19 protein-coding genes and 1 pseudogene are annotated in these 22,553 nt (G+C 62.6%); 1 reads left to right on the top strand and 19 read right to left on the bottom strand.

Annotated elements, in window-relative coordinates; genetic code table 11:
- Positions 1 to 9 precede the first annotated feature (9 nt).
- Entirely contained in the window at positions 10 to 933 is a 924-nt protein-coding gene (locus I6F12_RS33230; protein WP_225114742.1) for a glyoxylate/hydroxypyruvate reductase A, read from the bottom strand.
- 321 nt (positions 934 to 1,254) lie between these two features.
- Between I6F12_RS33230 and I6F12_RS33225 the strand changes: the two genes are divergently transcribed.
- Positions 1,255 to 2,130, top strand: a complete 876-nt coding sequence (locus tag I6F12_RS33225) for a GNAT family N-acetyltransferase (protein ID WP_036008192.1) — start codon at positions 1,255 to 1,257, stop codon at positions 2,128 to 2,130.
- Between the two features lie 816 nt (positions 2,131 to 2,946).
- Here I6F12_RS33225 and I6F12_RS33220 read toward each other — a convergent pair.
- From I6F12_RS33220 to I6F12_RS33140, 18 genes and pseudogenes are all read right to left on the bottom strand, one after another.
- Positions 2,947 to 4,059, bottom strand: a complete 1,113-nt coding sequence (locus tag I6F12_RS33220) for a branched-chain amino acid ABC transporter permease (protein WP_225158184.1) — start codon at positions 4,057 to 4,059, stop codon at positions 2,947 to 2,949.
- Entirely contained in the window at positions 4,056 to 4,922 is an 867-nt protein-coding gene (locus tag I6F12_RS33215; protein WP_225158183.1) for a branched-chain amino acid ABC transporter permease, read from the bottom strand. Before I6F12_RS33215 ends, I6F12_RS33220 begins: the two co-directional genes overlap by 4 nt.
- Positions 4,923 to 4,929: 7 nt before the next feature.
- Positions 4,930 to 5,634 (bottom strand): ABC transporter ATP-binding protein, encoded by a 705-nt coding sequence (locus I6F12_RS33210; RefSeq protein ID WP_225158182.1) that lies wholly within the window; start codon positions 5,632 to 5,634, stop codon positions 4,930 to 4,932.
- On the bottom strand, positions 5,631 to 6,344 hold the full coding sequence (locus tag I6F12_RS33205; RefSeq protein ID WP_225158181.1) for an ABC transporter ATP-binding protein: 714 nt from the start codon (positions 6,342 to 6,344) through the stop codon (positions 5,631 to 5,633). Before I6F12_RS33205 ends, I6F12_RS33210 begins: the two co-directional genes overlap by 4 nt.
- An 84-nt stretch (positions 6,345 to 6,428) precedes the next feature.
- Entirely contained in the window at positions 6,429 to 7,754 is a 1,326-nt protein-coding gene (locus I6F12_RS33200; protein WP_225158180.1) for an ABC transporter substrate-binding protein, read from the bottom strand.
- Positions 7,755 to 7,835: 81 nt separating this feature from the next.
- Positions 7,836 to 9,665 carry an FAD-dependent monooxygenase gene (locus tag I6F12_RS33195; protein WP_225158179.1) on the bottom strand — a complete coding sequence of 610 codons (1,830 nt, stop codon included), beginning with the start codon at positions 9,663 to 9,665 and terminating at the stop codon, positions 7,836 to 7,838.
- Positions 9,662 to 10,564, bottom strand: a complete 903-nt coding sequence (locus I6F12_RS33190) for an intradiol ring-cleavage dioxygenase (RefSeq protein ID WP_225158178.1) — start codon at positions 10,562 to 10,564, stop codon at positions 9,662 to 9,664. Before I6F12_RS33190 ends, I6F12_RS33195 begins: the two co-directional genes overlap by 4 nt.
- A gap of 24 nt (positions 10,565 to 10,588) precedes the next feature.
- A complete protein-coding gene (locus I6F12_RS33185) occupies positions 10,589 to 11,713 on the bottom strand; it encodes a maleylacetate reductase (RefSeq protein WP_225158177.1) in 1,125 nt (374 codons plus the stop codon).
- 168 nt (positions 11,714 to 11,881) lie between these two features.
- A complete protein-coding gene (locus I6F12_RS33180) occupies positions 11,882 to 12,601 on the bottom strand; it encodes an AraC family transcriptional regulator (protein ID WP_225158176.1) in 720 nt (239 codons plus the stop codon).
- Positions 12,602 to 12,925: 324 nt separating this feature from the next.
- Complete coding sequence (locus I6F12_RS33175) at positions 12,926 to 14,128, bottom strand: ABC transporter substrate-binding protein (RefSeq protein WP_225158175.1); 1,203 nt, start codon at positions 14,126 to 14,128, stop codon at positions 12,926 to 12,928.
- A gap of 147 nt (positions 14,129 to 14,275) precedes the next feature.
- A complete protein-coding gene (locus tag I6F12_RS33170) occupies positions 14,276 to 15,334 on the bottom strand; it encodes an SDR family NAD(P)-dependent oxidoreductase (RefSeq protein ID WP_225158174.1) in 1,059 nt (352 codons plus the stop codon).
- On the bottom strand, positions 15,315 to 15,563 hold the full coding sequence (locus I6F12_RS37235; RefSeq protein WP_249787127.1) for an SDR family oxidoreductase: 249 nt from the start codon (positions 15,561 to 15,563) through the stop codon (positions 15,315 to 15,317). Before I6F12_RS37235 ends, I6F12_RS33170 begins: the two co-directional genes overlap by 20 nt.
- 88 nt (positions 15,564 to 15,651) lie before the next feature.
- Positions 15,652 to 16,134: pseudogene (locus tag I6F12_RS37230) on the bottom strand (SDR family NAD(P)-dependent oxidoreductase); the annotation flags it as partial.
- Between the two features lie 314 nt (positions 16,135 to 16,448).
- Positions 16,449 to 18,434: an acetoacetate--CoA ligase gene (locus tag I6F12_RS33160; protein ID WP_225158173.1), complete on the bottom strand. Its 1,986-nt coding sequence runs from the start codon at positions 18,432 to 18,434 to the stop codon at positions 16,449 to 16,451.
- Between the two features lie 54 nt (positions 18,435 to 18,488).
- The gene (locus I6F12_RS33155) at positions 18,489 to 18,788 is read right to left on the bottom strand and encodes a DUF1330 domain-containing protein (protein ID WP_225158172.1); all 300 of its coding nucleotides are present in this window, start codon (positions 18,786 to 18,788) and stop codon (positions 18,489 to 18,491) included.
- 105 nt (positions 18,789 to 18,893) lie between these two features.
- Positions 18,894 to 19,970: an alpha/beta hydrolase gene (locus I6F12_RS33150; RefSeq protein WP_225114492.1), complete on the bottom strand. Its 1,077-nt coding sequence runs from the start codon at positions 19,968 to 19,970 to the stop codon at positions 18,894 to 18,896.
- A gap of 18 nt (positions 19,971 to 19,988) precedes the next feature.
- A complete protein-coding gene (locus I6F12_RS33145; RefSeq protein ID WP_225114493.1) occupies positions 19,989 to 21,239 on the bottom strand; it encodes an acyl-CoA dehydrogenase family protein in 1,251 nt (416 codons plus the stop codon).
- A gap of 55 nt (positions 21,240 to 21,294) precedes the next feature.
- A complete protein-coding gene (locus I6F12_RS33140) occupies positions 21,295 to 22,542 on the bottom strand; it encodes an MFS transporter (RefSeq protein ID WP_225158171.1) in 1,248 nt (415 codons plus the stop codon).
- Positions 22,543 to 22,553 lie beyond the last annotated feature (11 nt).

Genomic DNA, 22,553 nt, shown 5'->3' with positions numbered 1-22,553 from the left:
TTTTTCCTGTTAGTAACCGAGTGTTCGATCGACAAGGCCGATCGGATTTCGTCCAGCGCGGTGGCGCCGGATGTTCTCTATGACCGATTGTGCCGCCGTATGCGGTTGGGTCACGGATGCGATATGCGGCGTGATGATCACCTTCGGATGGGACCAGAGTAGATGGCCGTCCGGCAGCGGCTCGGGATCGGTGACGTCAAGCATGGCGGCTGCAAGGTGCCCGCTGTCGAGCGCCTCGATGAGTGCGCCCTGGTCGAGCTGCGGGCCGCGGCCGACATGGAGCAGCCTCGCTCCCGCTGGCAAAAGCGAGAAGAGCCTTGCGTTCAGGATGCCGCTTGTTTGCTCCGTCAGGGGAAGAAGACAGACGAGGATATTCGTTCCTCGCAGGAAGTCACCAAGCTGGTCGTCCCCATGAAAGCAGGCGACTCCCTCGACAGTTTTTTCGCTGCGGCTCCACGCGGCGATGGGAAACTGGAACGGCTTCAGGCGGTCGATTGCAGCTTGCGCCAGCATGCCAAGCCCCAGGAAGCCAATACGGCGGTCGGTCGCCTGGGACGTTGGAAGCGCTTGCCAAACGCCCCTTCTCTGCTGCCCTTGGTAGGCCAGCATCTCGCGATGCAGCGTCAGCACACCAAGGACGACGTATTCCTGCATCATGCGTATGATGCCATCCTCGACCATGCGCACGAGCTTCACGTGGCCAGGTATGGTCTCCGGATTGAACTGATCGACGCCAGCGCCGATGGAAAAGAGCAGCTCCAGATTACAGAAGCGCCAGACATCGTCTGGCACGTTCCAGGTCAGCAGGTACCGTATCTTTTCCGGATCGATAGCTTCGCTGCAATGGTAAAATTCCAGGTCAGGGAGCTCACACGCAAAAGCCTCCCGGAAGACTGCGCCCCTGGCAGCATCAGAATTGAAAAGAAATGCCATCGATGCACGTCTCCGCCTCGCTCGGTATGTCGACGACGTCGGGAAAAGCGACTAGCCTTGCAAGACTTTCGCGGGGATTCACGGCGATCCGGTCTGCCTCCACGATTTTTGCCGAACACCGAGAGGATAGCTGCGAGCCGGAGCTTTCCCTGCCGAATTACGTTGCAAGACAGGCCGAAGATTTCGAAAAGAGGGCCCAAACAGGGGAAACCTGCTGGCTTTCCGTGCGATAGTGGGCGAAATAAGCCCGCTACCCTGGCGGAAAAGAAAAGGCGCGATGTGCGAAAGATTGGCATCCCGCGAAGGAACGGACGAGTCGAGATGGGACGAACGGTACGTGTGAAGTCCTTTGAGCTGGCCGCGAAGGACATCAACGACGTTGATGTGACGCTGCTCCACGCACTCTCGACCGGGGTTGGCTGGCCGCATCGACCCAAGGATTGGGATTTTTTGCGCCGCGCAGGTCACGGCATCGTAGCCGTTGATGGCATAGGACGCGTCTTCGGCAGCGCGATGTGGTTCCCATATGGCCGCGAATTCGCGACCATTGGCCTGGTGATCACATCGCCCCGAACCCAGGCGCAGGGTACCGGCCGTTGGCTCATGGAGCAGGTGTTCGAGCGGTGTGGCGACCGGACTCTAAGCCTCAATTCGACCGATGCCGCGTATCATCTGTATCTTTCCCTGGGCTTCACGAAGGAAGCCACCGTCTATCAGTGGCAGGGAGAGGCCGTGTCACCACCTCCGCCAGTGCCGGCGCTCGACGGCGAATTGAGCCCGCTCACCGGGAATATCCAAGAGATCACAGCACTGGATGAACGCGCGTTCGGGACCAGTCGTCAGAGGCTGCTTGCATTGCTTTCTGAAGGTGCGTCAATCTGCGTCCTGCGTCGTGGCGGTGAGACCGTCGGTTATTCCATGAAGCGCGAATTCGGGCGCGGTCATGTGATCGGCCCTATCGTCGCCAGCAATGATTGTGACGCGATCCATCTTACGGCCGTGCATCTCAAGGATCTCGCCGGAAAGTTCGCCCGCGTTGATACGCGGGAGCAGACGGGTCTGTTTGCGGATTTTCTTCAACAGAGCCGCCTCGGAATGAACGATACAGTCACTACCATGTCCAAGGGACGGCGATTCCTGAACCGAAAGGGAAACGAGCCGTGGGTTTACGGGCTGGCCGGTCACGCGTTGAGCTGAGGCTGTGAAGCGAACTGCTAACAGTCCAGCTCGTGCTTCACGGGAGGGACAGAGCGAGAGGGAGAACACGTCCCGCCCAAAATAGCGGATCTATCCAGATGCTCCTCGAAGCGTGGCGCTCGCCTTCCCGGACGACTGGTCGAGGCAGGCCGCGGCCCCGCTCCTAGTTATGCGCCAAAGCGGTGCTGCTAGGTCGATCCTTCCTCTACGGATTTGCCGCAAGGGGCTGTGGCATCCAAGGCCCTGGCTATCCTTTTCGAAGAGATCGACAGAACGCTGGCGCTCATCGGCTGTCCCGCAGCTTCTCGATCGAACGAGTTATTCATCGCACTGTCTGCGCTCTTGCCGATTACGCAGAGCCGCTCGAGCACGTCCGTTTTCCTCGCCAGAGTGTCCTAATCTACGACGCTCATGTAATCCGCCTGTACTGCGCGACCCTCGCGCTGTATCTCATGCTGCGAATGTGCAGTGAGGGACAGAGCCAAACGGGTGTGTGACTTAGTCTCGCCCACAGAGAGGGTCGATCAAGCCAAGCTTTCAACCGAAACGTCCGTTCTGCGCGAGGTCTGGCCAAGTCTTTGAAAAGCTTGGTGGGCGCACCAGGGCTCGAACCTGGGACCCGCTGATTAAGAGACACGCTCCTGGCCTTGATTTCTCAAGAGAATTTTTCCAACTGAGCCAATATCCGATCATTGGAGATCAATGGCTTACAGCGAAACATCCAACTGCAAAGGCGCATGGACGCCAGAGCGCCTCCTTGCCAAAGATGGACTGGCGGCGCTTCTGAATGGACGAAGCGACCCGGCACAAGGCTGGTCATAATGGCATTGGACCGGACTGGCTGCGGCTGAGCCAGCGCTGGGTCGGGAACGGCTGCAATTGCCAGCGTCGAGCTGCCGCGCCCCACACGCCGTTGGGCATGAACAGCATGATCAGGATGGCGAGCGTGCCGAGCACGACGAGATAGAGACTGCCATACTGGGCGAGATAGGTGACGAGCCCCCACAGCAGGAGCACGCCGACCATCGGACCTTCGATGGTGCGTACCCCGCCGATCACGACGATGAAGATGACATAGGCGGTCCAGTCGGTGACGCTGAAGGCCGCATCAGGCGAAATACGCGCCTTCTGCAAATAAACCACGGCCCCGATCATGCCGGTGGCGAAGGCGACCGCGATCCACAGCACGTGGCGAGTCCGCGCGGTGCGGACGCCGACGCTGCGCGCCGCCGCTGCGTTGTCACGGCTTGCAGCCAGCGCAAGGCCGTGGTGCGAGCGCATGAAGGCGTAGATGCCGAGCGTGACCAGCACGACGAGCAGCAGTGCCAGCCAGTAGACCAGCACGTCACGCGCGGCCGCCGGGCGCAGGCCAAGCAGCGCCTGCACCGCCTTCAGCCCGACCATCTGCGACAGCTCGCTCGGCGAGATCGAGATCCCGGTGCCGCCGCCGAGCGACTTGAACTGGGCGCAGATCAGCCGCAGCGCTTCGGCAGCGACCCAGCTGCCGATCGCGAAATATGGCCCCTCCAACCGGAACAGCAGCGGCCCGAGCACCGCCGCGACCAGCGCCGCGAACAGTCCGGCCAGCGGGATCGCCGCAACCGGATCGAGCCCGGCCATCACGATGCCGGCAAACAGCGCATAGGCGCCGAGCCCGACAAACGCCTGCTGCCCGACCGATACCAGCCCGCCCCACCCGGCCAGCACGTTCCAGAGCTGTGCCAAGGTCAGCATGGTGAAGACGAAGATCAGATCCTGGATCAGGTTGCGCGAGGCGATCGCTGGCAGCGCGGCCAGCGCCACGATCAGCGCGATGCCGGCCACGGCCGCGACGCGCGACAGCCGTGTGCCGACCCGAACCTGCCACACCGGCGCGTCCACCGGGCGCGGCTCGCGGCTTGCCGGAATATGGATGCTTTCGACGCTCATGTCCGCCTCGCCGGGAACAGCCCGCGCGGCCGCACCATCAGCACGGCGAGGAAAGCGAGATGGCCGGCCAGGATCTGCCATTCCGGATTGATCCGCCCTCCGATCGCCTGCGCCAGCCCGAGCACGATGCCGCCCGCCAGCGTCCCCCACAGGCTGCCGAGCCCGCCGATGATCACCGCCTCGAATGCGTAGAGCAGCCGCGCCGGTCCGATCGACGGATCGAAGCTGGCGCGGATACCGATCACGACAGCTGCGATCACCGACACTGCGAGCGACAGTCCGACCGCGATGGCGTAGACATTGCGCTCGTTGACGCCCATCAACTGCGCGATCGCCGGATTATCCGCAGTGGCGCGGAAGGCGCGGCCGAGCGAGGTGCGATAGAAGATGAGCTGGAGCAGCGCGACGGCGGCAACTGCCGTCACCAACGCGGCCAGCGGCGCCAGCCCGACGCTCAACCCGGGGGCGACCGCCACCGATGAGGATTCGAAGGCGCCTGCCTGCAGCCGGCGGCTGTCGGCGCCGTAGCCGAGCAGCAGTCCGTTCTGGAGCACGACCGACAGGCCGAAGGTGACGAGCAGCGGCGGCAGGATGTCGTCGCCGAGCACCCGCTCCAGCACCAGCCGCTGCAGCACGAAGCCGAGCACGAACATGGTGATGACGACCAGCAGGGATGCGGCCGCAAGCGGCAGACCGAGCGCGGTGGTGGTGCTGAGCACCAGATAGGCGGCAAGCAGGATCAGATCGCCATGCGCCAGATTGACCAGGCGCATGATGCCGAAGATCAGCGACAAGCCGAGCGCGAACAGCGCGTAGACGCCGCCGAGCAGCACGCCTTCGATGATGGTGTCGAACCCGCTCATCGCTCCCTCATGCTCCGAAATAGGCCGCGCGGATCGTGTCCTTGTCGACATCCCCTGGCCGTCCGCTCAGCGTCACCCGTCCCTCCTGCAAACAGTAGAAGCGATCCGAAGCCCGCAATACGCGGGCGATGTCCTGCTCGACCAGCACGACGGCGGTACCGCCGGAGCGGATCTGCGGCAGCATGCGGTAGATGTCCTCCACCACGATCGGCGCGAGGCCGAGGCTGATCTCGTCGCACAGCAGGATCTGTGGGTTGGACATCAGCGCGCGGCCGATCGCCACCATCTGCTGCTGCCCACCCGACAGCGCGGTGACGGCGCCGCGCCGCCGCTCCTTCAGCACCGGAAACATGCGGTAGACCGCGGCGAGATCCCACGGCGCGCTGCGTTCGCCGCCATAGGCGCCGATCAAGAGGTTCTCCTCGACGCTGAGCGAGGGAAACAGCTGGCGGCCCTCCGGCACCAACGCGAGGCCGAGCCGGACGATGCTGGCAGCGGACGCATCGCCGATCGCCCGTCCCCCGAGGCGGATCGCATCGGGACGGTTCTTCACCAGCCCCGCCAGCGATTTCAGCATGGTCGACTTGCCGGCACCGTTGGCGCCGATCACTGCGACCGCCTCGCCCTTGTTCAGCTCGAAGTCGATGCCGAACAACGCCTGGAAGTCGCCGTAGAACGCATCGAGCGCCGTGACATCGAGCAGCGCGGTCATGCCGGCACGCCCATATAGATGGTCTCGACCTCGCGCGAGCGCATCACCTCGACTGGTGCGCCCTGGGCGACGACCTTGCCGAAGTTCAAGACGACCAGCCGCTGCACCACCGCGAGCAGCGCATGCACCACGTGCTCGATCCAGATGATGCCGATGCCTTCGGCATGGATGGTGCGGATGGTCTCGACCAGTTCGTGGCATTCGGCATCGGTGAGACCGCCCGCGATCTCGTCGAGCAACAGCGTGCGCGGCCGGGTGGCGAGCGCCCGCGCCAGTTCGAGCCGCTTGCGATCGAGCAGCGGCAGGCTGCCCGCGAGCCGATTGGCCTTGGCTTCGAGACCGGTCAGATCGAGCATGCGGCCGCAATGCTGGATCGCCTCCGCCTCCGACAGGCCGCCGCCGAACAGCGCGGCGACCGCAAGGTTCTCGAACACCGAGAGATGGTCGAACGGTTGCGGGATCTGGAACGAGCGCCCGATGCCGGCGCGACAGCGTGCCTCGGGCGACAGACCCGTGATGTCGGCGCCATCGAGAACGATGCGCCCGGCATCGGGCCGCAATAGCCCGGTGATCAGATTGAACAGGGTCGATTTGCCGGCGCCGTTCGGTCCGATCACGCCCAGCGCCTCCCCCGAGGACAGCGTCAGGTCGATCGCGTCTGCAACGACGATGGCGCCGAACCGTTTCGAGATGGCATGGAGTTCGAGCATGGTCGCCCACATCTGGTTTCGGCCGAGAGGAGATGCGCAGCAACGCTACGCATCTTCCGCCTTCGATGAAGCAGCTGGCTTGCGCTAGCTCAGCGCCTGCATGTCGCCGCCGAGCGGAATCTGCGGCGCCAGCTTGTTGTCCGTGATCACCATGTTGTACTTGTCGCCGCTGAGCCGCCACTGGCCGCCGACCAGCGGCGTTTTGGCGATGTTCTTCGCGGCGAACGGCGGCACGGCGCTGGAGCCGAACGCGACCTGGCCGACGATCGTATCGAGCTTGGTGGCGCCGATCGCCTTGGCGAGCGACGCGCCATCCGCCGGGTCGCCAGAGCGCTTGATGGCGTCGATCGCGACCTCGAACAGCGAATGCACGAAGCCGATCGGCTGGGTCCATTGCTTGCTGGAGGCCTGCTCGTAGCCCTTGGCCAAATCGGCGGCGCTGACGCCGCTGAGACTCGATTTGTAGGGATGCGTCGGCGTCCACCACACCTCGGTCGAGATGTTGTTGCTGCCCTTGCCGAGCGCCTGCACCGACGCCGGGAACAGCAGCGCCTTGGCGACCGATACGACTTTCGGCTTCAGCCCCTTCTGCCGCGCCTGGTTCCAGAACGTGGTGAAGTCGGGCGGGATGATCACGCCGGTGACGATCTCGGCATCGGCACCACGAAATGCCGCAATCTGCGAGCTGAAATCGTCAGTGAGGTTCTGGAAGCGGCCTGGATCAGTGAGCTTGAAACCCTGCTTGGCCAACACGGGCGGGAAGCCGATGGTCGTGTCGCCCCAGGCGTTGCCGTCGGCATCGTTGGGGAACAGCGCGCCCACCGACTTGTTGGTCGCGACCTGGCTCCACATGCTGGTGAAGACGCCGATCACGTCCTCCAGGCCCCAGAAATAATGGAAGGTGTATTCGAACGCCTTCCAGCTCTTGGGATCGCCGGGGTTGGCCTGCCGGCCGATGAAGTTGGTCTGCCACGGTGCCACGGAAGAGATGCACGGCACCTGCTCGAGCTCGCACTGCGTCGCCACCGGATTGTTGGTTTCGGGCGTGGCGCCGACCACGATCAGCCCGACATTGTCACGGGTGATCAGCTCCTTGGCGACCTCGGCGGCGCGGTTCGGATTCGACTGACTGTCTTTTGTCACCACCTCGACCGAGTAGGTCTGCGATCCGACCTTGACGCCATCCTTGATGAACTTCCTGAACTCGCCGAGCACGAAATCGTCAGCTTCGGCAAAGGCCGCCAGCGGACCGCTCTTCGGCGAGACATAGCCGATCTTGATCGGCTTGCTCGCCGCCCGCACCGCCGGGGCGAACAAACTCGTCGTGCCGGCGGCTGTGAGCCCACCGGCGATGCCCTGCAGCACACGGCGGCGATCGAAAGACTTTATGTTCAATAGGTCCTTGGTCATTTTCCCCTCCCTTCAGGCAAGTCGGTCTTCAAGCCGGCTGCCGTTCATTCCGTTCCGGAAATTTATCCGCGCAGCGTCGCATCACGCGGCGGCGACGGACTTCGCCTGCTCCTTCGCACCACGGCCGAGGATCTGGCCGAACACGTCGAGCAGCACGTCGGGGGCATTCACGGCCGCCTCTCTGGCGCGCCAGGCGACATACATGTCGGGACGCACCAGCACGCAGCCGTCCTCGTCGACTTCGCTCTGGCGGTACCAGTCGGCATAGATGTCGAGCGCATCGCAGCCTTGCGGGCCGATGGTGACGACATCGACCGGCAGGCCGTAGGCCTTCTCGACTGCGGCAACCGCCGCCTTCCAGCCATCGCCCCCGATCCCAGTGAGCAGCGTGAAACGGCCCTTGCCGACCAGATCGAGCGTCGATTTGCGCTGGCCCCGATGCTCGACCCAGACATGCGGCAAGTGCGCGCCGGGCCAAGTGGTGGCCTGATGATAAAGTTCGTGATCGCGGCTGAAGGCCGGCATCGGCGTGCCGTCGGACACCACGGCGGTCGAGCTATAGCGCTGGTTCAGCTCGACGCCGTGGCAGTTGAACTCGTAACTCTTGTTGGCGATGGCCTCATAGAGCTTCTTGCGGCGCGCCTTGCCCTCGGCGGTCGGCGCCTTGCGCGCGGCGATCGCCTTGCGCGCCTCAATCGGATCGGTCGAAGCGACAAGTCCCACCGCCTCGAAGATCGGCGGGAAGTCGCCGATGCTCTTGTTGGCGCGGGTCACGATCTGCTTGCCGACCGGCTGGCGCTCGGCCGAATAGGTCTCGAGCAGCGACGGCGCCGCATGGCCGTCGAGCACCAGCTTCAGCTTCCAGCACAAATTATAGGAGTCCTGGATCGAGGTGTTGGAGCCGAGGCCGTTGGTCGGCGGATGGCGGTGCACGGCATCGCCGACGCAGAACACGCGGCCGGACGCGTAGTGGCCGGCATACATCTCGTTCACGGTCCAGGTCGAGGTCGAGCGAACCTTGACCTCCAGCGTCTCGTCGCCGACGAGATTGCGCACGATCGAGATCGCCTCGTCATTGCTGAGCTTGCGCTCGCCCTGCTCGATGTCGTAGCCCCAGATGATCAGCCATTCGCTCCAGGGCCGCACCATGCGGATCAAGCCGGCGCCGATGCCGCCGATCTGCGCGCCTGGCTGCAGCACCCAATAGAGTACACTCGGCCTGTGCGCGACGTATTTGCTCAAGTCCGCCTGCACGATGATGTTCATGCTGCCGGCGCGGCCCATCTGGCCCTCCATCGGCAGCCCGATCACCTCGGCAACCCGGCTGCGGCCGCCATCGGCGCCGATCAGATATTTCGCGCGGATTTCGTAGGTCTCGCCGGATAGCCGATCCTTCACCGTTGCAGTGACGCCGTCGGCATCCTGCACCAGGTCGAGGAACTCGGTGTTGAAGCACAGCGAAGTGCCGCGCTGGCCGGCGGCCTCGATCAGGATCGGCTCGAGCAAATTCTGCGGCAGGTCGCAGATCCGGGTCGGGCTGGCGAGATCGTAATCCGCCTTGCGCGAGGGATGATTGCCCCAAGAATAGAGCCGGCCGAACTCCTCGCCGGCGAGGCTTTCACAGAACACGTTGTTGGCCATCAGATGCTGCGGCACCGCCTGCGCCACCGCCTTGTCCTCGAGGCCGAGATCGCGCAGCACCTCCATCGCACGCTGGTTGGTGATGTGGGCGCGCGGCGTGTCGGCCAGCCAGCCATATTTCGTCACCAAGATGTGCTTGACGCCGTACGTGCCGAGCAGCGCCGCCGCCGTCGCGCCGGCCGGGCCGCTGCCGACGACAAGCACGTCGGTCTCGATCGGTTTGCTGGTCATCATCCTCTCCTTCGTCGTGTTGTTGGTTGCGATCGTCATTCCGCGGCCATCATCGGCCGGGGCACCAGCCCTGCACCGGGCTTCATCTGGAAGTCGTAGGTCATCAGGTGCCACGGGCCGGAGACCCGCTCGCCGTTCGGCAGCGCTGCTTCGTTGCGCGGCTCGACGCGCGCGATGAGCTCGTCCTTGACGCCGAACACCACGTCGCTGCGCAGATATTGGTCGCCATCGAGGAAGACGTGGGTGATCAGCGGCTCGTAGCCTTCGGCCTTGACCAGGAAGTGCACATGTGCGGGGCGCATCGGATGACGCTGCGTGGCGGTGATGAGATCGCCGACCGGGCCGTCGGTCGGGATCGGATAGCTGCACGGCAAGATCGTGCGGAATGAGAAGCGGCCGTCGGCATCGGTGACGAAGCGCGCGCGCAGCGACGGGCCGTGGGTCGCATAATCGGCCTTTTGCGAATCGTAGAAGCCGTCATCGTCGGCATGCCAGACGTCGATCTCGGCACCGGCGAGCGGCTTGCCGGCGAGGTCGGTGACGCGGCTCTGCACGAACATCACTTCACCGTCGATACCCTCGGAAATATTGGCACCGTGCGGCGTAACGCGGTGCTCGCCGACATAGAACGGGCCGAGCACCGTGGTCTCGGTCGCGCCCTCGCGCTCGCGGTGATTGACGGCGTCGACAAGCATCGAGACGCCGAGCACGTCGGAGAGCAGGATGAACTCCTGGCGCAGCGGCGTGCAGGTCTGCCCGGTGCGGGTCAGGAACTCGATCGCTTGATTCCACTCCTCGAAGGTGAGTTCGGTGCGGCGCACCAGATCGTGCAGCGATTTCACCGTCTCCTCGATGAGGAACTTTAGCCGCTTGCTCGGCGTGCTGGCGAAGCTGCGAACCACCTCGTCAGTGAGGTTATGCTCGTTGAAATTGGCCATGCTGTTGTCCTTGATGCCTGAGGTTCAGTCCTGCGCGGGTGCATCGCCGCGCCAGGCTGCCGCGATCATTTGCTCGATCGGGGCGCGATCAATCGGTCTGGGGTTGGCATACGGGTTGCGAACTGCCGTCTCCGCGGCGCGTGCGATGCCGTCCTCGGGCATTCCGATGTCGGCAAGCGCGCGCGGCAGCGCGAGCTGCCGGGCAAGGTCAAACAGGCCCTGCGGAGCATTGGCGCTGTGCAGCGCCCGCGCGACGCGAGTCATGGCCTCAGGGGCGGCAGCGGCGTTGTAGGCGGCGGCGTGCGGCAGCACGATCGCGTGAGTTTCGGCATGCGGCAGGTTGAACATGCCGCCCAGCACATGGCAGAGCTTGTGGTGCAGCGACATGCCGACCGCGCCGAGGCAGACGCCACACAGCCAGGCGCCATAGAGCGCATCGCGACGGGCGCCGGGATCGGCGGGCGCCACCATGATGCGCGGCAGCGCGCGGGCGAGCGCGGCGATGCCATCCTCCGCCATCAGCGACGTCAGAGGATTGGCGTCGGGCGCATAAAGCGCCTCGACGGCGTGGGCGATCGCGTTCAGACCGCTGGCGGCGGAGATGTGCGGCGGCAGGCTGACGGTGAGATCGACGTCGTAGATGACGGTATCAGGCACCAGATCCTGGGATTGCTGCGTGGTCTTGATGCCGTTGCTGGTCTCGCCAAGAATCGGCGTCATCTCGGAGCCGGCATAGGTGGTCGGCATCGCGATATGCGGCAACCCCGTGCGCAGCGAGAGCGCCTTGCCGAGCCCGACCGTCGAGCCGCCGCCGATCGCGACCAGCCCGTCGATGTCGCGGGACTCCACAATCCGAAGCGCTTCGTTGGTGACTTCAACCGGCGTATGCATGCGTGCGCCGGTAAACAGTCCGGCGAGCCTGTCACCGAGGCCTGCGCCGAGCCGTCGCCCCAGATCATGCTGCTCGCTTGTGGTCAGCACAAATGCCCGCTTGATGCCGAGGCGCGCTGCCTCCTCGCCGAGTCGCGCCGAGGTGCCGGTACCGAACAGGACGCGATATTGCTGCGAGCAATAGGCAAACGCGCCCTTCCCGGCATCACCGGCCGTCGCAACGGACGCGCCTCCGCCATCGGCCAGCGCGATGCTCATGGCAATCCTCCCAAGCCGGCGAACCGACGTTCTCATGTCGTTGGGAGGAAGCTAGGGGCGGGCTGGCGCGGCGGGCCTGCACGAAACCGAAGAAATTCTGCACAAAACCGGAAAAATAATGCAGGGCCGGATCGGGCCTTCGACCGCCGCGGCCGCGATCAGCGGAGCCTAGTGGCTGTGTCGGTATCGTCCGGGTGTTATGCCAGTAAAGCGGCGGAACATCCGCGTGAAATGCTCTTGATGGGAGAAGCCGCAAGCCAGCGCGATCTCGGCCAGACTTAAGGTCTCGTCGGCAAGCAGCGCCCTGGCGCGCTCTATGCGCAAATTGAGCACGTATTGATAAGGCGAGACGCCGCTGGTCGCCTTGAAAAGCCGCACGAAATACTCGGTGCTGCGGCCGCACAGCTCCGCCAGCTGGTCGAGGCGGATATCGCTATCGATATTGGCATCAACGAATTCGCGAATGCGTGCCATCTGCCTAGCACTAAGCAGGTTCGGATGCTTGCCGGCCTCCACGCTCGGCTTGTGGAAATTGATCGCCACGAAACGGTTGGCGATCGCCTGCGCGATCGGATCGACGAAGAGCGACGAGGCCGGCAGACCACCGGTGATGGTATCACCGATCGCCGAGGCAAGATGCTCCAGCACAGCGTCCTGATCGCCGAGCATCGGCGCGAGGCCGCCGATCACGCCGGGTAACCCGTCAGGGCCGGCGAAAAGGTCGGAGCGCAGATAAATATGGGTGGATTCCAGCGGTGCGCGCAGGAGCACGTTGCATGCATGGCCCGCCGGCAGGAAGAAAACGCCACCGCGCGGGATGTGCCGGGCAACCGACTTGCCGTCCATCACATAGGTGATGTTGACCGGGCCGCCCCGATGCAGCACCATCAGATTGTCGGAGAGTGCGTGGAAGTGCCCCTCGAACGGCCTTTCGCGCTGAACCGAGGCAAATGCGGACGACCAGCCGAGCCCTTCGCTCGAACCGCGGAATTCGGCCTGGAAGCGGTTCAGGATCCCGTGCGTCTCCTGCACCCCAAAATTCGACGTCGCCTGCATCCGACAGACCAAGGGCTCGAGGCTTTGGTGCCGCTGAGTAAAACCCAGCGGCCCCTAATTTTCAATATATTCGCTCCCATCGTTGCTGCAGTGCAACGGCAGCAACCGCGGGCCGACCTGCCTCGATATCATTGCATGCGGCTCGAGATCGACGCGCTACTTGGTCGAGAGCACCTCGCCGAACCGCTCCCATTGCTTGCCGGTGAAGCGCATGAACTGCAGCTGCTCGACTGGCAGATGGTCACTTTCGCCGGTATTGACCTTGATACCGGGCAGTAGCATCGGCAACTCCAAGTCTTTGATCGACAGCGCCTGCCGCAGGATGTTCTCGCGACTGAGGTCGTTGCCCGCCGCCTTGAGCACGTGCTCCAGCGCCATGCCGTTGTTGTAACTGTTGACGTAGTTGGCATCGCGGATGTCGCCGTCAGGCACGTATTTGGCCATGAAGTCGCGCCACCCCTTCACGCCGGGGTCGTCCGCCCATGCCGGATCGAGCGGATCCTTGACATAGGCGCTCGAGATGATGCCCGTACCGGCGTCGAGCCCGGCCGGCTCCATCACCGAGGACATCCATACCGACACATTGGTCAGGAACATCATCGGACGCCAGTTGATCTCGTAAGTCTTGCGGATCGCCTGCGCAGCGAATTTCGGGGCCGCGGCGATCACGAGCGCATCCGCACCGGTCGATTTGAGCTTCACGATCTGGGAATCGATCGTCGGCTCAGTCGTCTCGTAGGCCGCCGCCGTGACTGCCGTCTCGTAGCGACTGCCGAGCACATCCTTGAGCCCGGCGAGGTAGTCGCGTCCGAAATCGTCGTTCTGCGCCAGCACCGCGAACGTCGCGTCGGGTTTCTTTTGCAGGACATAGCGCGCATACAGGCGGGCCTCGTTCCGGAACGGCGCCATCACGCCCATCAGCGCCAGGGGAAACTGCGCCGGGTCGCCGAACTTCGAGGCGCCCGTGGCGACGAACAGCTGGGGTACCTTTCTGCCCTGCAGATATTTGGCGATCGCCGTGTTGTGCGCGGTCCCCATGGTCGAGAAGATGAACGAAACCTCGTCGCTCTCGATGAGCCGGCGCGTCTGCTCTACGGTCTTGGGGGGCACGTAGCTGTCGTCGAGCGAGAGCAGGTTGACCTTGCGGCCGTTGACGCCGCCGCGGTCGTTGACCATCTTGAAGTATGCAACCTCCCCCTTGCCGAGGATGCCGAAGGCGGACACTGGACCGCTATAGGGCATGGTCTGTCCGATGCGGATCTCGGTGGCGGTGATACCTGGCTGGTCTTCGGCTACGGCTGGCGCAGCGAGAACGGACCAGACCACGTACAGCCCTGCAGCTGCGATTGCGCTTCGCATCGACACCTCCCTGATAGGCCGCGCTGAGAGCGGCTGTTTGTCCGGAGGATTGCTTCCCCCGTTTGTTGCGACGTCTTTCGAACTTACTCGGCTGCGTGCGGGCATCCAACGGAGATCGGCGTCCTCCTCGATCGCCAGACCGAAGTTCTAACCAATGCTTGCAGCCAAGCGCTTGGCCTCCGTCGTCGCTTGCCGGCGCATCGCTTCGAACTGTTGCCGTTTCGGATCGATATCTCGATCGGTGGGGAACGACTGAAGTATCTCTGCGAACGATTCTGCGACTTCGTCTTTGAATTCGCCGTGCGGAAGAATGTATGGCTCGTTGCCGACGATTCCTTCGACCACTCTTTCGCCTACGGCGAGAGGATCCATTCCGGCTTCCAACGGCGAAGCGCCGGCCGCGAACGGGCCGCCCGCCGGTTGAGCAGAACCGGACGTGTTGAGGTGAAGCGTCGTGTCGACGAGATTGCTGCGAACCAGGCCGGGACAAAGCAGCGAAACGCCGATGTTGTGCGGTCCGAGCGCCATTCGCAACGACTCCGTCAGGCCGCGCACCGCGAATTTGGATGTCGAGTAGATACCGCCGGGATTTGGAAGAGCGAGGATGCCGGCCATCGAGGAGGTGTTGACGATGTGACCCCCTTCTCCATGCGCTCGAATCCGTGGAACGAACGTCGCGACGCCGTTGACGACGCCCCCGACGTTGATGTTCATCACAAAATCCCAATCCGCGAAGCTCGCGTCTTCCATAGCCACCATGCTCGATACCCCTGCATTGTTGCAGAGTATGTGGACCTTGCCGAATACCTTCTCGGTCTCCGTCGCGGCCCGTGCCATTGACTCGCGGTCGGTAACGTCCAGACGGATCAGATGGTAGTTCTTGTTGGAGCGATCGAGGGCGGAAGCCGCCGCATCGAGATGCGATTGACGGACGTCCGCGATAACGACCTTCACCCCATGTCGCAGGAACGCGCGGGCCACTCCGAACCCGATCCCACTCGCGCCTCCCGTGATGAACGCGACCTTGTCTTCGATATCTTTCATTTGATGGTGCTCCTGATCCTTGCGCACGCCCCTCGACGTCATCGCGCCTTCTCGAGCATGAGCGATGCCTTTTGGCGTCGCTCCACGCATGCGCCATGCCACCAGCGTCTCGGGCCGCACCAGGACAGCATTCGCCGCCGATTCAAGCGGACCTCTTTCCAAGACTCACACCGCCATCAATCGGAATTTGCGCACCGGTAATGTAGCTCGACGCGGGGGACGCTAGGAAAAGAGCTAATCCCTTCAGGTCGTCAGCGTCTCCAATGCGGCCGATCGGGACCGTGGCTCCTATTGAATTCTGGACCTCGGGTTGCTTTAGCCACCCACCTCCTATGTTCGTGACGATGAACCCGGGCGCGACTGCGTTCACGCGGATTTTGTGTGGGGCCAGTTCGAGAGCAGCGTTGCGCGCCAGATGTGCTGCTCCCGCCTTTCGCGGCCATGTAGGCCGCCCCTATCATCCCCTCATTCAAGTAGGCGGCGATCGACGTTGTGACCACGATGCTCCCGCCTCCTCCGCCTCGTTTCATATGGCGCGCAGCAGCGCGAATGGTGGCGAAGATGCCATTGAGATTAATCTCGATCGTTCTGTTCCACCGCTCGTCCTCGTAGTTTTCGATAGCACCTGCCTCGGACGGGCTGCCGTCCGGATTGGAAAAGCCAATTCCGGGGTCGATGCCCGCGTTGGCAAAAACGACGTCGAGGCGTCCGTATTCTGCTGCGACTTCTGCGAAGACCTGATCGACTGCCTTGCGATCAGTCACATCAAGCTTGTCACCTCGAACGTCCAAACCTCTCGCGGAGAGCCGGTCCACCTGTTTGCCCAGGGAGATCGAGTCCACATCAAGGATCGCCACCCGTGCACCGCTATCGGCCAGTGCTTCGACAAAAGCGAGACCGATGCCACTGGCGCCGCCCGTGACAATCGCGCCATATCCCTTGACAGAGAACCTCTCGATCATCATCAGCGACCGCCCTCATCGAACAGCCCAGGCCATCCCCGGGGATGTCTAGCTGTCGCAAGCCAATGCGAGGTCGCCTCGCCAGCATTGGACAATGCCATGCGCGTCTCCCCCAAGAATTCCGCGTCGCGCTTGCGAAGCGTTTGTTGAAGCCAAGCTAGGAGAAGCAGCACACCGCCGCCTGCACAAATCGATCCGGGTTGCAAAAAACTGACACAAACTACATGTCGCAATGCAGCATTATCGTCTCCTCAGTTCATCCGCGTCGATGGGGTGGACCGAGCTAGCGCACGGCGGCAGTGCCATTCCCGTCCCTACACCCGCTGCAGGTTCAGCTGCTCCGCGAACCTGACGAAGTATTCGAAGCTCGCCGGGTTCGCCATGGAATCCGGGCTCGCCACCTTTTCGGCAGAAGTGCCAAGCAGCAGCTTGCGCACCGGAAGCTCCATCTTCTTGCCGGTCAGGGTGCGTGGGATCTCCTCGACCTGGAAGATCTCGCTCGGCACGTGGCGAGCGGAGCCGTAGGTGCGGATCTGTGTGGCGATCCTCGCCTTGAGCTCATCCGTGAGCATGAGCCCCGGCTGCAGCACGACGAAGAGCGGCATGTAGGATTCTCGCCCGAGATACTCGAGGTCGACAACCAGACTGTCGCGGATTTCTGCGATGTCCTCGACAACACGGTAGATCTCCGCGGTTCCAATACGGATGCCGAACCGGTTGATTGTGGTGTCGGAGCGACCGTAGATCTGGCTGGTCCCGGCGGCTGAAAAACGGATCCAGTCGCCCTGTCGCCAGCGGCCGGGAAACTGTTCGAAGTAGCTCTCCCGGTAGCGTCGGCCGCCCTCATCGTTCCAGAAGAAAACCGGCATCGACGGCATCGGCTTGACGATGACGAGCTCGCCGACCTCGTCGATGACCGGTTCACCCGCCTCGTTGAAGGCGAATGCTGCGACGCCCAGTTCACGGCATTGGATTTCTCCGGGATGGACCGGCAGCACAGGACTGCAGCTCACGAAGCCCGAAGCTATGTCGGTGCCGCCGCTGATCGACGCAAGCCAAAGATCTGATTTGATCGCGTCGTAGACCCACCGATAGGCCTCGGCTGGCAGCGGTGACCCTGTCGAGCTGATCGACCGCAGCTTCTCCAGCGCGACGAATTCCCGAGGGCGCAAGCCGTCCTTCATGCAGTTGGTGAGAAACGCGGCGCCGCAGCCGAAATGCGTAACGCCGTACGCATCCAGCAATTTCCAGATCGCCCGATTGTCCGGCCAGGCCGGATTGCCGTCGTACAGCACGATCGAAGCACCTGTCAGCAGCGCGCCGACCTGCAGGTTCCACACGATCCATCCTGTGCTTGCCAGGAACATCAGGCGTTCGCTGGGACGCAGGTCGTGCTGGAGCGACATGGTTTTGAGATGGGTCAGGACGATGCCGCCGTGGCCGTGGACTATCCCCTTCGGCAAGCCCGTCGTTCCCGACGAATAGACGATCCAGAGCGGGTGCGAGAACGGCACGCGATCGAACTGCAATTCGGCATCGCCGCTGACGGCATCTCCCCAGCTCATCAGGTTGCGCCATCGGACCGGTCGCTCCGCCGCAAGCGGGCCGGGCACATGAATGATGTGCCCGACGCTCGGAAGCCCTTCGCGCAACTCCTCGACGATAGGCGCGCGATCGTGGGTCTTGCCGTTGTAGGTGTAGCTGTCGGCGGCAAACAGAACTTTCGGTTCGATCTGGCCGAAACGATCGAGCACCATGGTTCGCCCCATCTCGGGAGAGCAGCTGGACCAGATCGCACCGATGCTGGCGCATGCCAGAAGCGCAACGACCGTCTCCGGACGATTCGGTAGGTAGGAGGCGACGCGGTCACCCCGCTTGACGCCCAGACGACGCAATGTTGCCGCCAGCGCGGCCGTCTGTTGCCGCAGAGCTTCCCAACTAACCTCCCGGGCCTCGCCCGCTTCACTGAGCACGACGAGCGCAGGCGATTCGGGCCTGGCAGCGCGGAAGACGTGCTCGGCATAGTTCAGGCGGGTATTCGGAAACCAATCGGCGCCGGGCATCGCGTCCGATTGCAGCACGGGGGTCGGGTCACCGTCTGCCCGCACGTCGAAATAGTCCCAGATCGATCCCCAGAAGGTGTTCAAGTCGCTCGTCGACCAGCGCCAGAGGTCCTCGTAGTCTTCGAACTTGCGACCGTGGCGCTCATCAAGCCACCTCATGTAATCCCACAAGCGAGACCCGACGATCTTGTCCTCGGACGGGGTCCACAGCAGCTCCAAGGTCGCAGTTGCTTTCATCGGCAGTCTTTCACTTCGATCTCGTTCAGCCCGAGCTTCCGCCGCGGATCGCTATCAGTCCTCGTGCCCCTCGATCATGACGAATTCGGAGGTGCTGGCTTCGTCGCGAATCTTGGCCGCCGCCTGATACTCGGGTGAGTCGTAGCAGGCCTTGGCTATTGCGTAGCTTTCGAACTCGATGACGACGTGGCGACGCCCTTGAAGTGCGTCGCCGTGCACTTCGCATGCACCGCTTCGGACAAGGAACCGCGCCCCGTACTTCTTCAATGGTGCGGCGTTGGCCGCGATGTAGTCCTTGTAGCGCTCCGGGCTCGTGACGTTGATGTGACCGACCCAATATCCCTTTTTCGCCATCTCGCACTCCTCCTGCGCTAACGGTCTGCTGACAAATCGGACCACCTCACTCGCACCTTCCAGTCGCGGCTTCACCACAAGATGCGGCGGCGCGAAAAATCGAATCTATGTTGGTCGTGACCCTACATGTTCCGAGATCCACCTTTCCAGGAAAGCAGCAATGTCATCGCTGTTCCTTTCTTGCATCATCAGGTGGCCGTTGCCGCGCAGGCCATGGTCTTCGAGCCGCAGATGGACGGCGCGCACGCCGGCTTGGACGAGATAATCGACGGTGCCGTGGTCGTGCATGGACCAGGCCGACGCCTCCGATGTCACGACAGCAACGGGCACCGATGCGAGATTGGGAAGACGCCTCGCCGGCTCTTTCTGAACGAAGCAGTCCGCCAACCCTGGCTTCTGAGCCTTGCGGATTTCGCGCCGCAGTTCAGTTGGACCTTTGATGGGCGGATCGAACGTCATCGGGATCGCAGTGAGTCCGTAAGAGAGGTCGCCCAGCCCCATTGGCAACTGGGCGAAAGGCGGCCCCATTGGCTCGACCGCGACAATGCCTTTCACCAGGTTCGGCCGACTATCTGCCACGAGCCAGCCGAAGGGCGCTCCCATGGAATGGGTGAGCAGGATCGATGGACCGATACGATCCAGCAATTCGGCACCGGCCCGCTGCATCAACTGTTGCGTCTGTGCCAAGAACACGAGGAACGGACCTTGGGTCGCGATGAATTGGTCCAGGGCTGGATCGCCGACGACGCCCGAACCAGGCCACTGATTATGCTTTTGTGCGTTTGGCCAGCTGTTCGGCTGCTTGCCGGGCGCGCTAAACAGCGTCATGGCAAATTCGTAGGTCAGCGGAGGTGTCATGGGACCCAGAGCCTCCGGATGCAGGGGTGAGCGACCGTGCCCCGGGCGGTCGACGACATAGACCGCGTAACCCTGTTTCAGAAAGTAAGTGGCCCATCCCGGCCGTCCATCGGCAGTACCGAGAAAATCCGTTCCCTGCCCCCCACCACCATGCACCATGACGATGGGATATGGATGCCGGATGTGCTCCGGGATCTGATATTGCACGAACATCTGGCCCGCGGCGATGGTGCCATTCGGTGTCTGCTGGCGGACCAGACCGGTCCAGAAGAATCCCTGATCTGCCAGCACCAACGGAGCAGGTTTTGCTTTAGTTTGGGTCACGTCCCCCTCCGACTTTCTTCAGAGATCCAGAAAACCGGTCGGCAGCCCGAGATTGCTGCGACCAATGTACTTCGCGAAGGTCATGTATTGGGAGGACATGTGTCCTCGATACATCTGGGCGTCGCCAAAGTATCGAAGCATCCTTGAGCCCTTCCGCGCCGCGGTCGACCCGGCGGTCTGGAACAAGAGTTCGATGGCTTCACAGGCAAGACGTGCACCGGTCTGCAGCATTCCCCAGAGTCGCAAGTTTTCTTCCGCGGAGGCTTGCACACCCGTCTTCGCCCACCGCTGGCAGTAGTCCATGTGCTTGCGCAAACCCTGGAGCAGCACGCCTTCGGCTGCGTCAGTCAACGCTATGGCGCGGCCATAATTGACCTGGAAATCAGTCTCGAAGGCACGCTTGATGAAAGGTGGAACAAATGTGTTCTGCGAGAACAGAATGTCGCGATATTCGTCGATCGCCGCGCGCGCGGCACCGATGATAGGCGATGTCAGGGCCGAGTGATAAGGACCCATGAGAACGCCGAGATACATGGGGTTGCCATGCAATCGCGTTCCGGGTGTGCCGTCGGAGAGGTCCTGCTTTACACCCAGCGCGTCGAAGAACGCAGTCATGTGCTCGGGCACGAAGACATTGTCCATCTTGACGCTGTTCGAGCCGGAGCCGCGCATGCCCAAGGTGCGGTCCCCACCCCAATCGCCCAGAATAGTGTATTGCCCTCGCGGCACAACGAAGTGCAGGATTCGCGGCGGGAACGACGTTTGAAGCAACGTTGCGCCAAGGAAGTGCGTGCTGTGCGGTATTCCCGACGAATATGGCCATACACCATTGATGATATAGCCGCCCTCGACCGGCAGGCACGTGCCCCCGGGGGCAGCCCGGTGCGGTGACGCGAAATGTCCGGATGCACCGAAGATCTCGATCTGTGCAGCTTCCGACCAGTGCGAGGCTATGACGGGCGCATGAGAAGCGGCCAACGTCAAGCACCACCCTGCGGCCGGATGACCGCGCGATATCTCCACCATGACGCGAAAAAATGTTTCGTAATCGAACTCGTAGCCACCAAACATTTTGGGCTGCAGGATCCGATAGAATCCAGCATCGATGAATTTCTGCTGGATCTCGTCCGAAAAGTGTCCCCGCTCGTCGGTCTCGTCTTGCGATTCCCGCAGCAGCGTTCTCATCGAGGCTGCGCGATCGATCAGATCCTGCGGAGTGAGGTGAGGTTCCGGTGCCGGCAGGCTCTTGCGCATGGCCTGAACGTTCATTTCAATCTCCTGATATTTCCGTTGAGCGCGGTTGCGGCTGATGGGCGATAGGGATTCATGCCGGCGAACTCACAATCATTCTTTTGTGGCGCTCGAGCACCCGCGGCGCAGTTTCGTCCAGCATCAGGCAAAGCAAGCCTGCACAGATACAAAGCGTAGCGGCGATCCACATCGAGCTGGACGGACCGAACACGTCGGAAGCGATCCCGGCAAGGGCCGGGCCCGCGAAGCCGCCCGCGAGCTCGCCAACCCCCATGATGAAGCCGAGCGCAGTAGCAACATGGGTCGGCGGGATTGTCTCGGACGGCACGGTGGCCATGAACAACGAGAAGCTGCCAATGGCGAGATAGCCGATACCCATGACCAACACCATCAAAGGCAAAGGCCCGTCGAACATGACGGTTGTCACCGGGGCAATCACGCCGACGAAGCCTGACAAGACGAGGATCGGACGGCGGCCAAATCGATCCGACAGCGCCGGTACGATGATCGAAGACGCCGCCGTTGCGATACCGGTCGCGGCCAGGGCAACGCTCATCGCGCTGGGCGACAGACCGCGGACCTGCACCAAATAGATCGGGAGGAACGTGATCTGAATCAGGAGCCAAGCCACCATCAGGCAGCTCACGATCGCGCAAACCCAGATGTTGCGATGTTTCAGCATCGTCGAAAGCGGGATCGTGGTGCGCGCTGGCGCAGCCGAGATCGGAGTGGCACCCGACGAAGGTTCACGGATGAATGCGACAATCAGGGCGGCCACCACGAAGCCTGGCACTGCCGCAATGTAGAAAGCGCTTCTCCAGCCGTAAATCTGCGCAATTGCGACGAGCAGCAGAGGAGCGGCAAAATTACTTAGCAGCGCGCTGAAGAAATTCTGCAGAACGCCCATGTTGAAGCCGCGACGGTGCTCCGACGATTCCGCAGCCATGATCGATTGCGCGATCGGAAGTACAGGTCCTTCCGCAAATCCCATGACGAGGCGCGCGGCAAGCAGCGTCAGAAACGAATTAGCGAGACCGGATCCTACCGAGCACAGCGAGAAGATCACTATCGCGCAGACCAGGAGCGTTTTACGATTCTGAAAATAGTCCGAAAGAGTGCCGACCGCATAGCCGGCGATTGCCCAGGTCAGAGCCAGGCCAGCCGAGAGGGCGCCCAGCTGGGTGTTGTTCAGTTGGAGCTCAGGCACCAGAAATGGAGATAGAAAATTCAGCGCAAGACGGTCGAAAAATACGAAGCCAAACGCGGATCCCATCAGGACGACAACGAGATTTTCGTAACTAAGGATGCGATTCTTGCTCATGACCCCTCCCT

The organism is Bradyrhizobium sp. IC4059 (assembly GCF_020193615.1).
In the GTDB taxonomy this organism is placed as follows: Bacteria; Pseudomonadota; Alphaproteobacteria; order Rhizobiales; family Xanthobacteraceae; genus Bradyrhizobium; species Bradyrhizobium yuanmingense.
The sequence above is the reverse complement of the archived record's forward strand: the minus strand, read 5'-3'. Positions and strand labels throughout refer to the sequence as shown.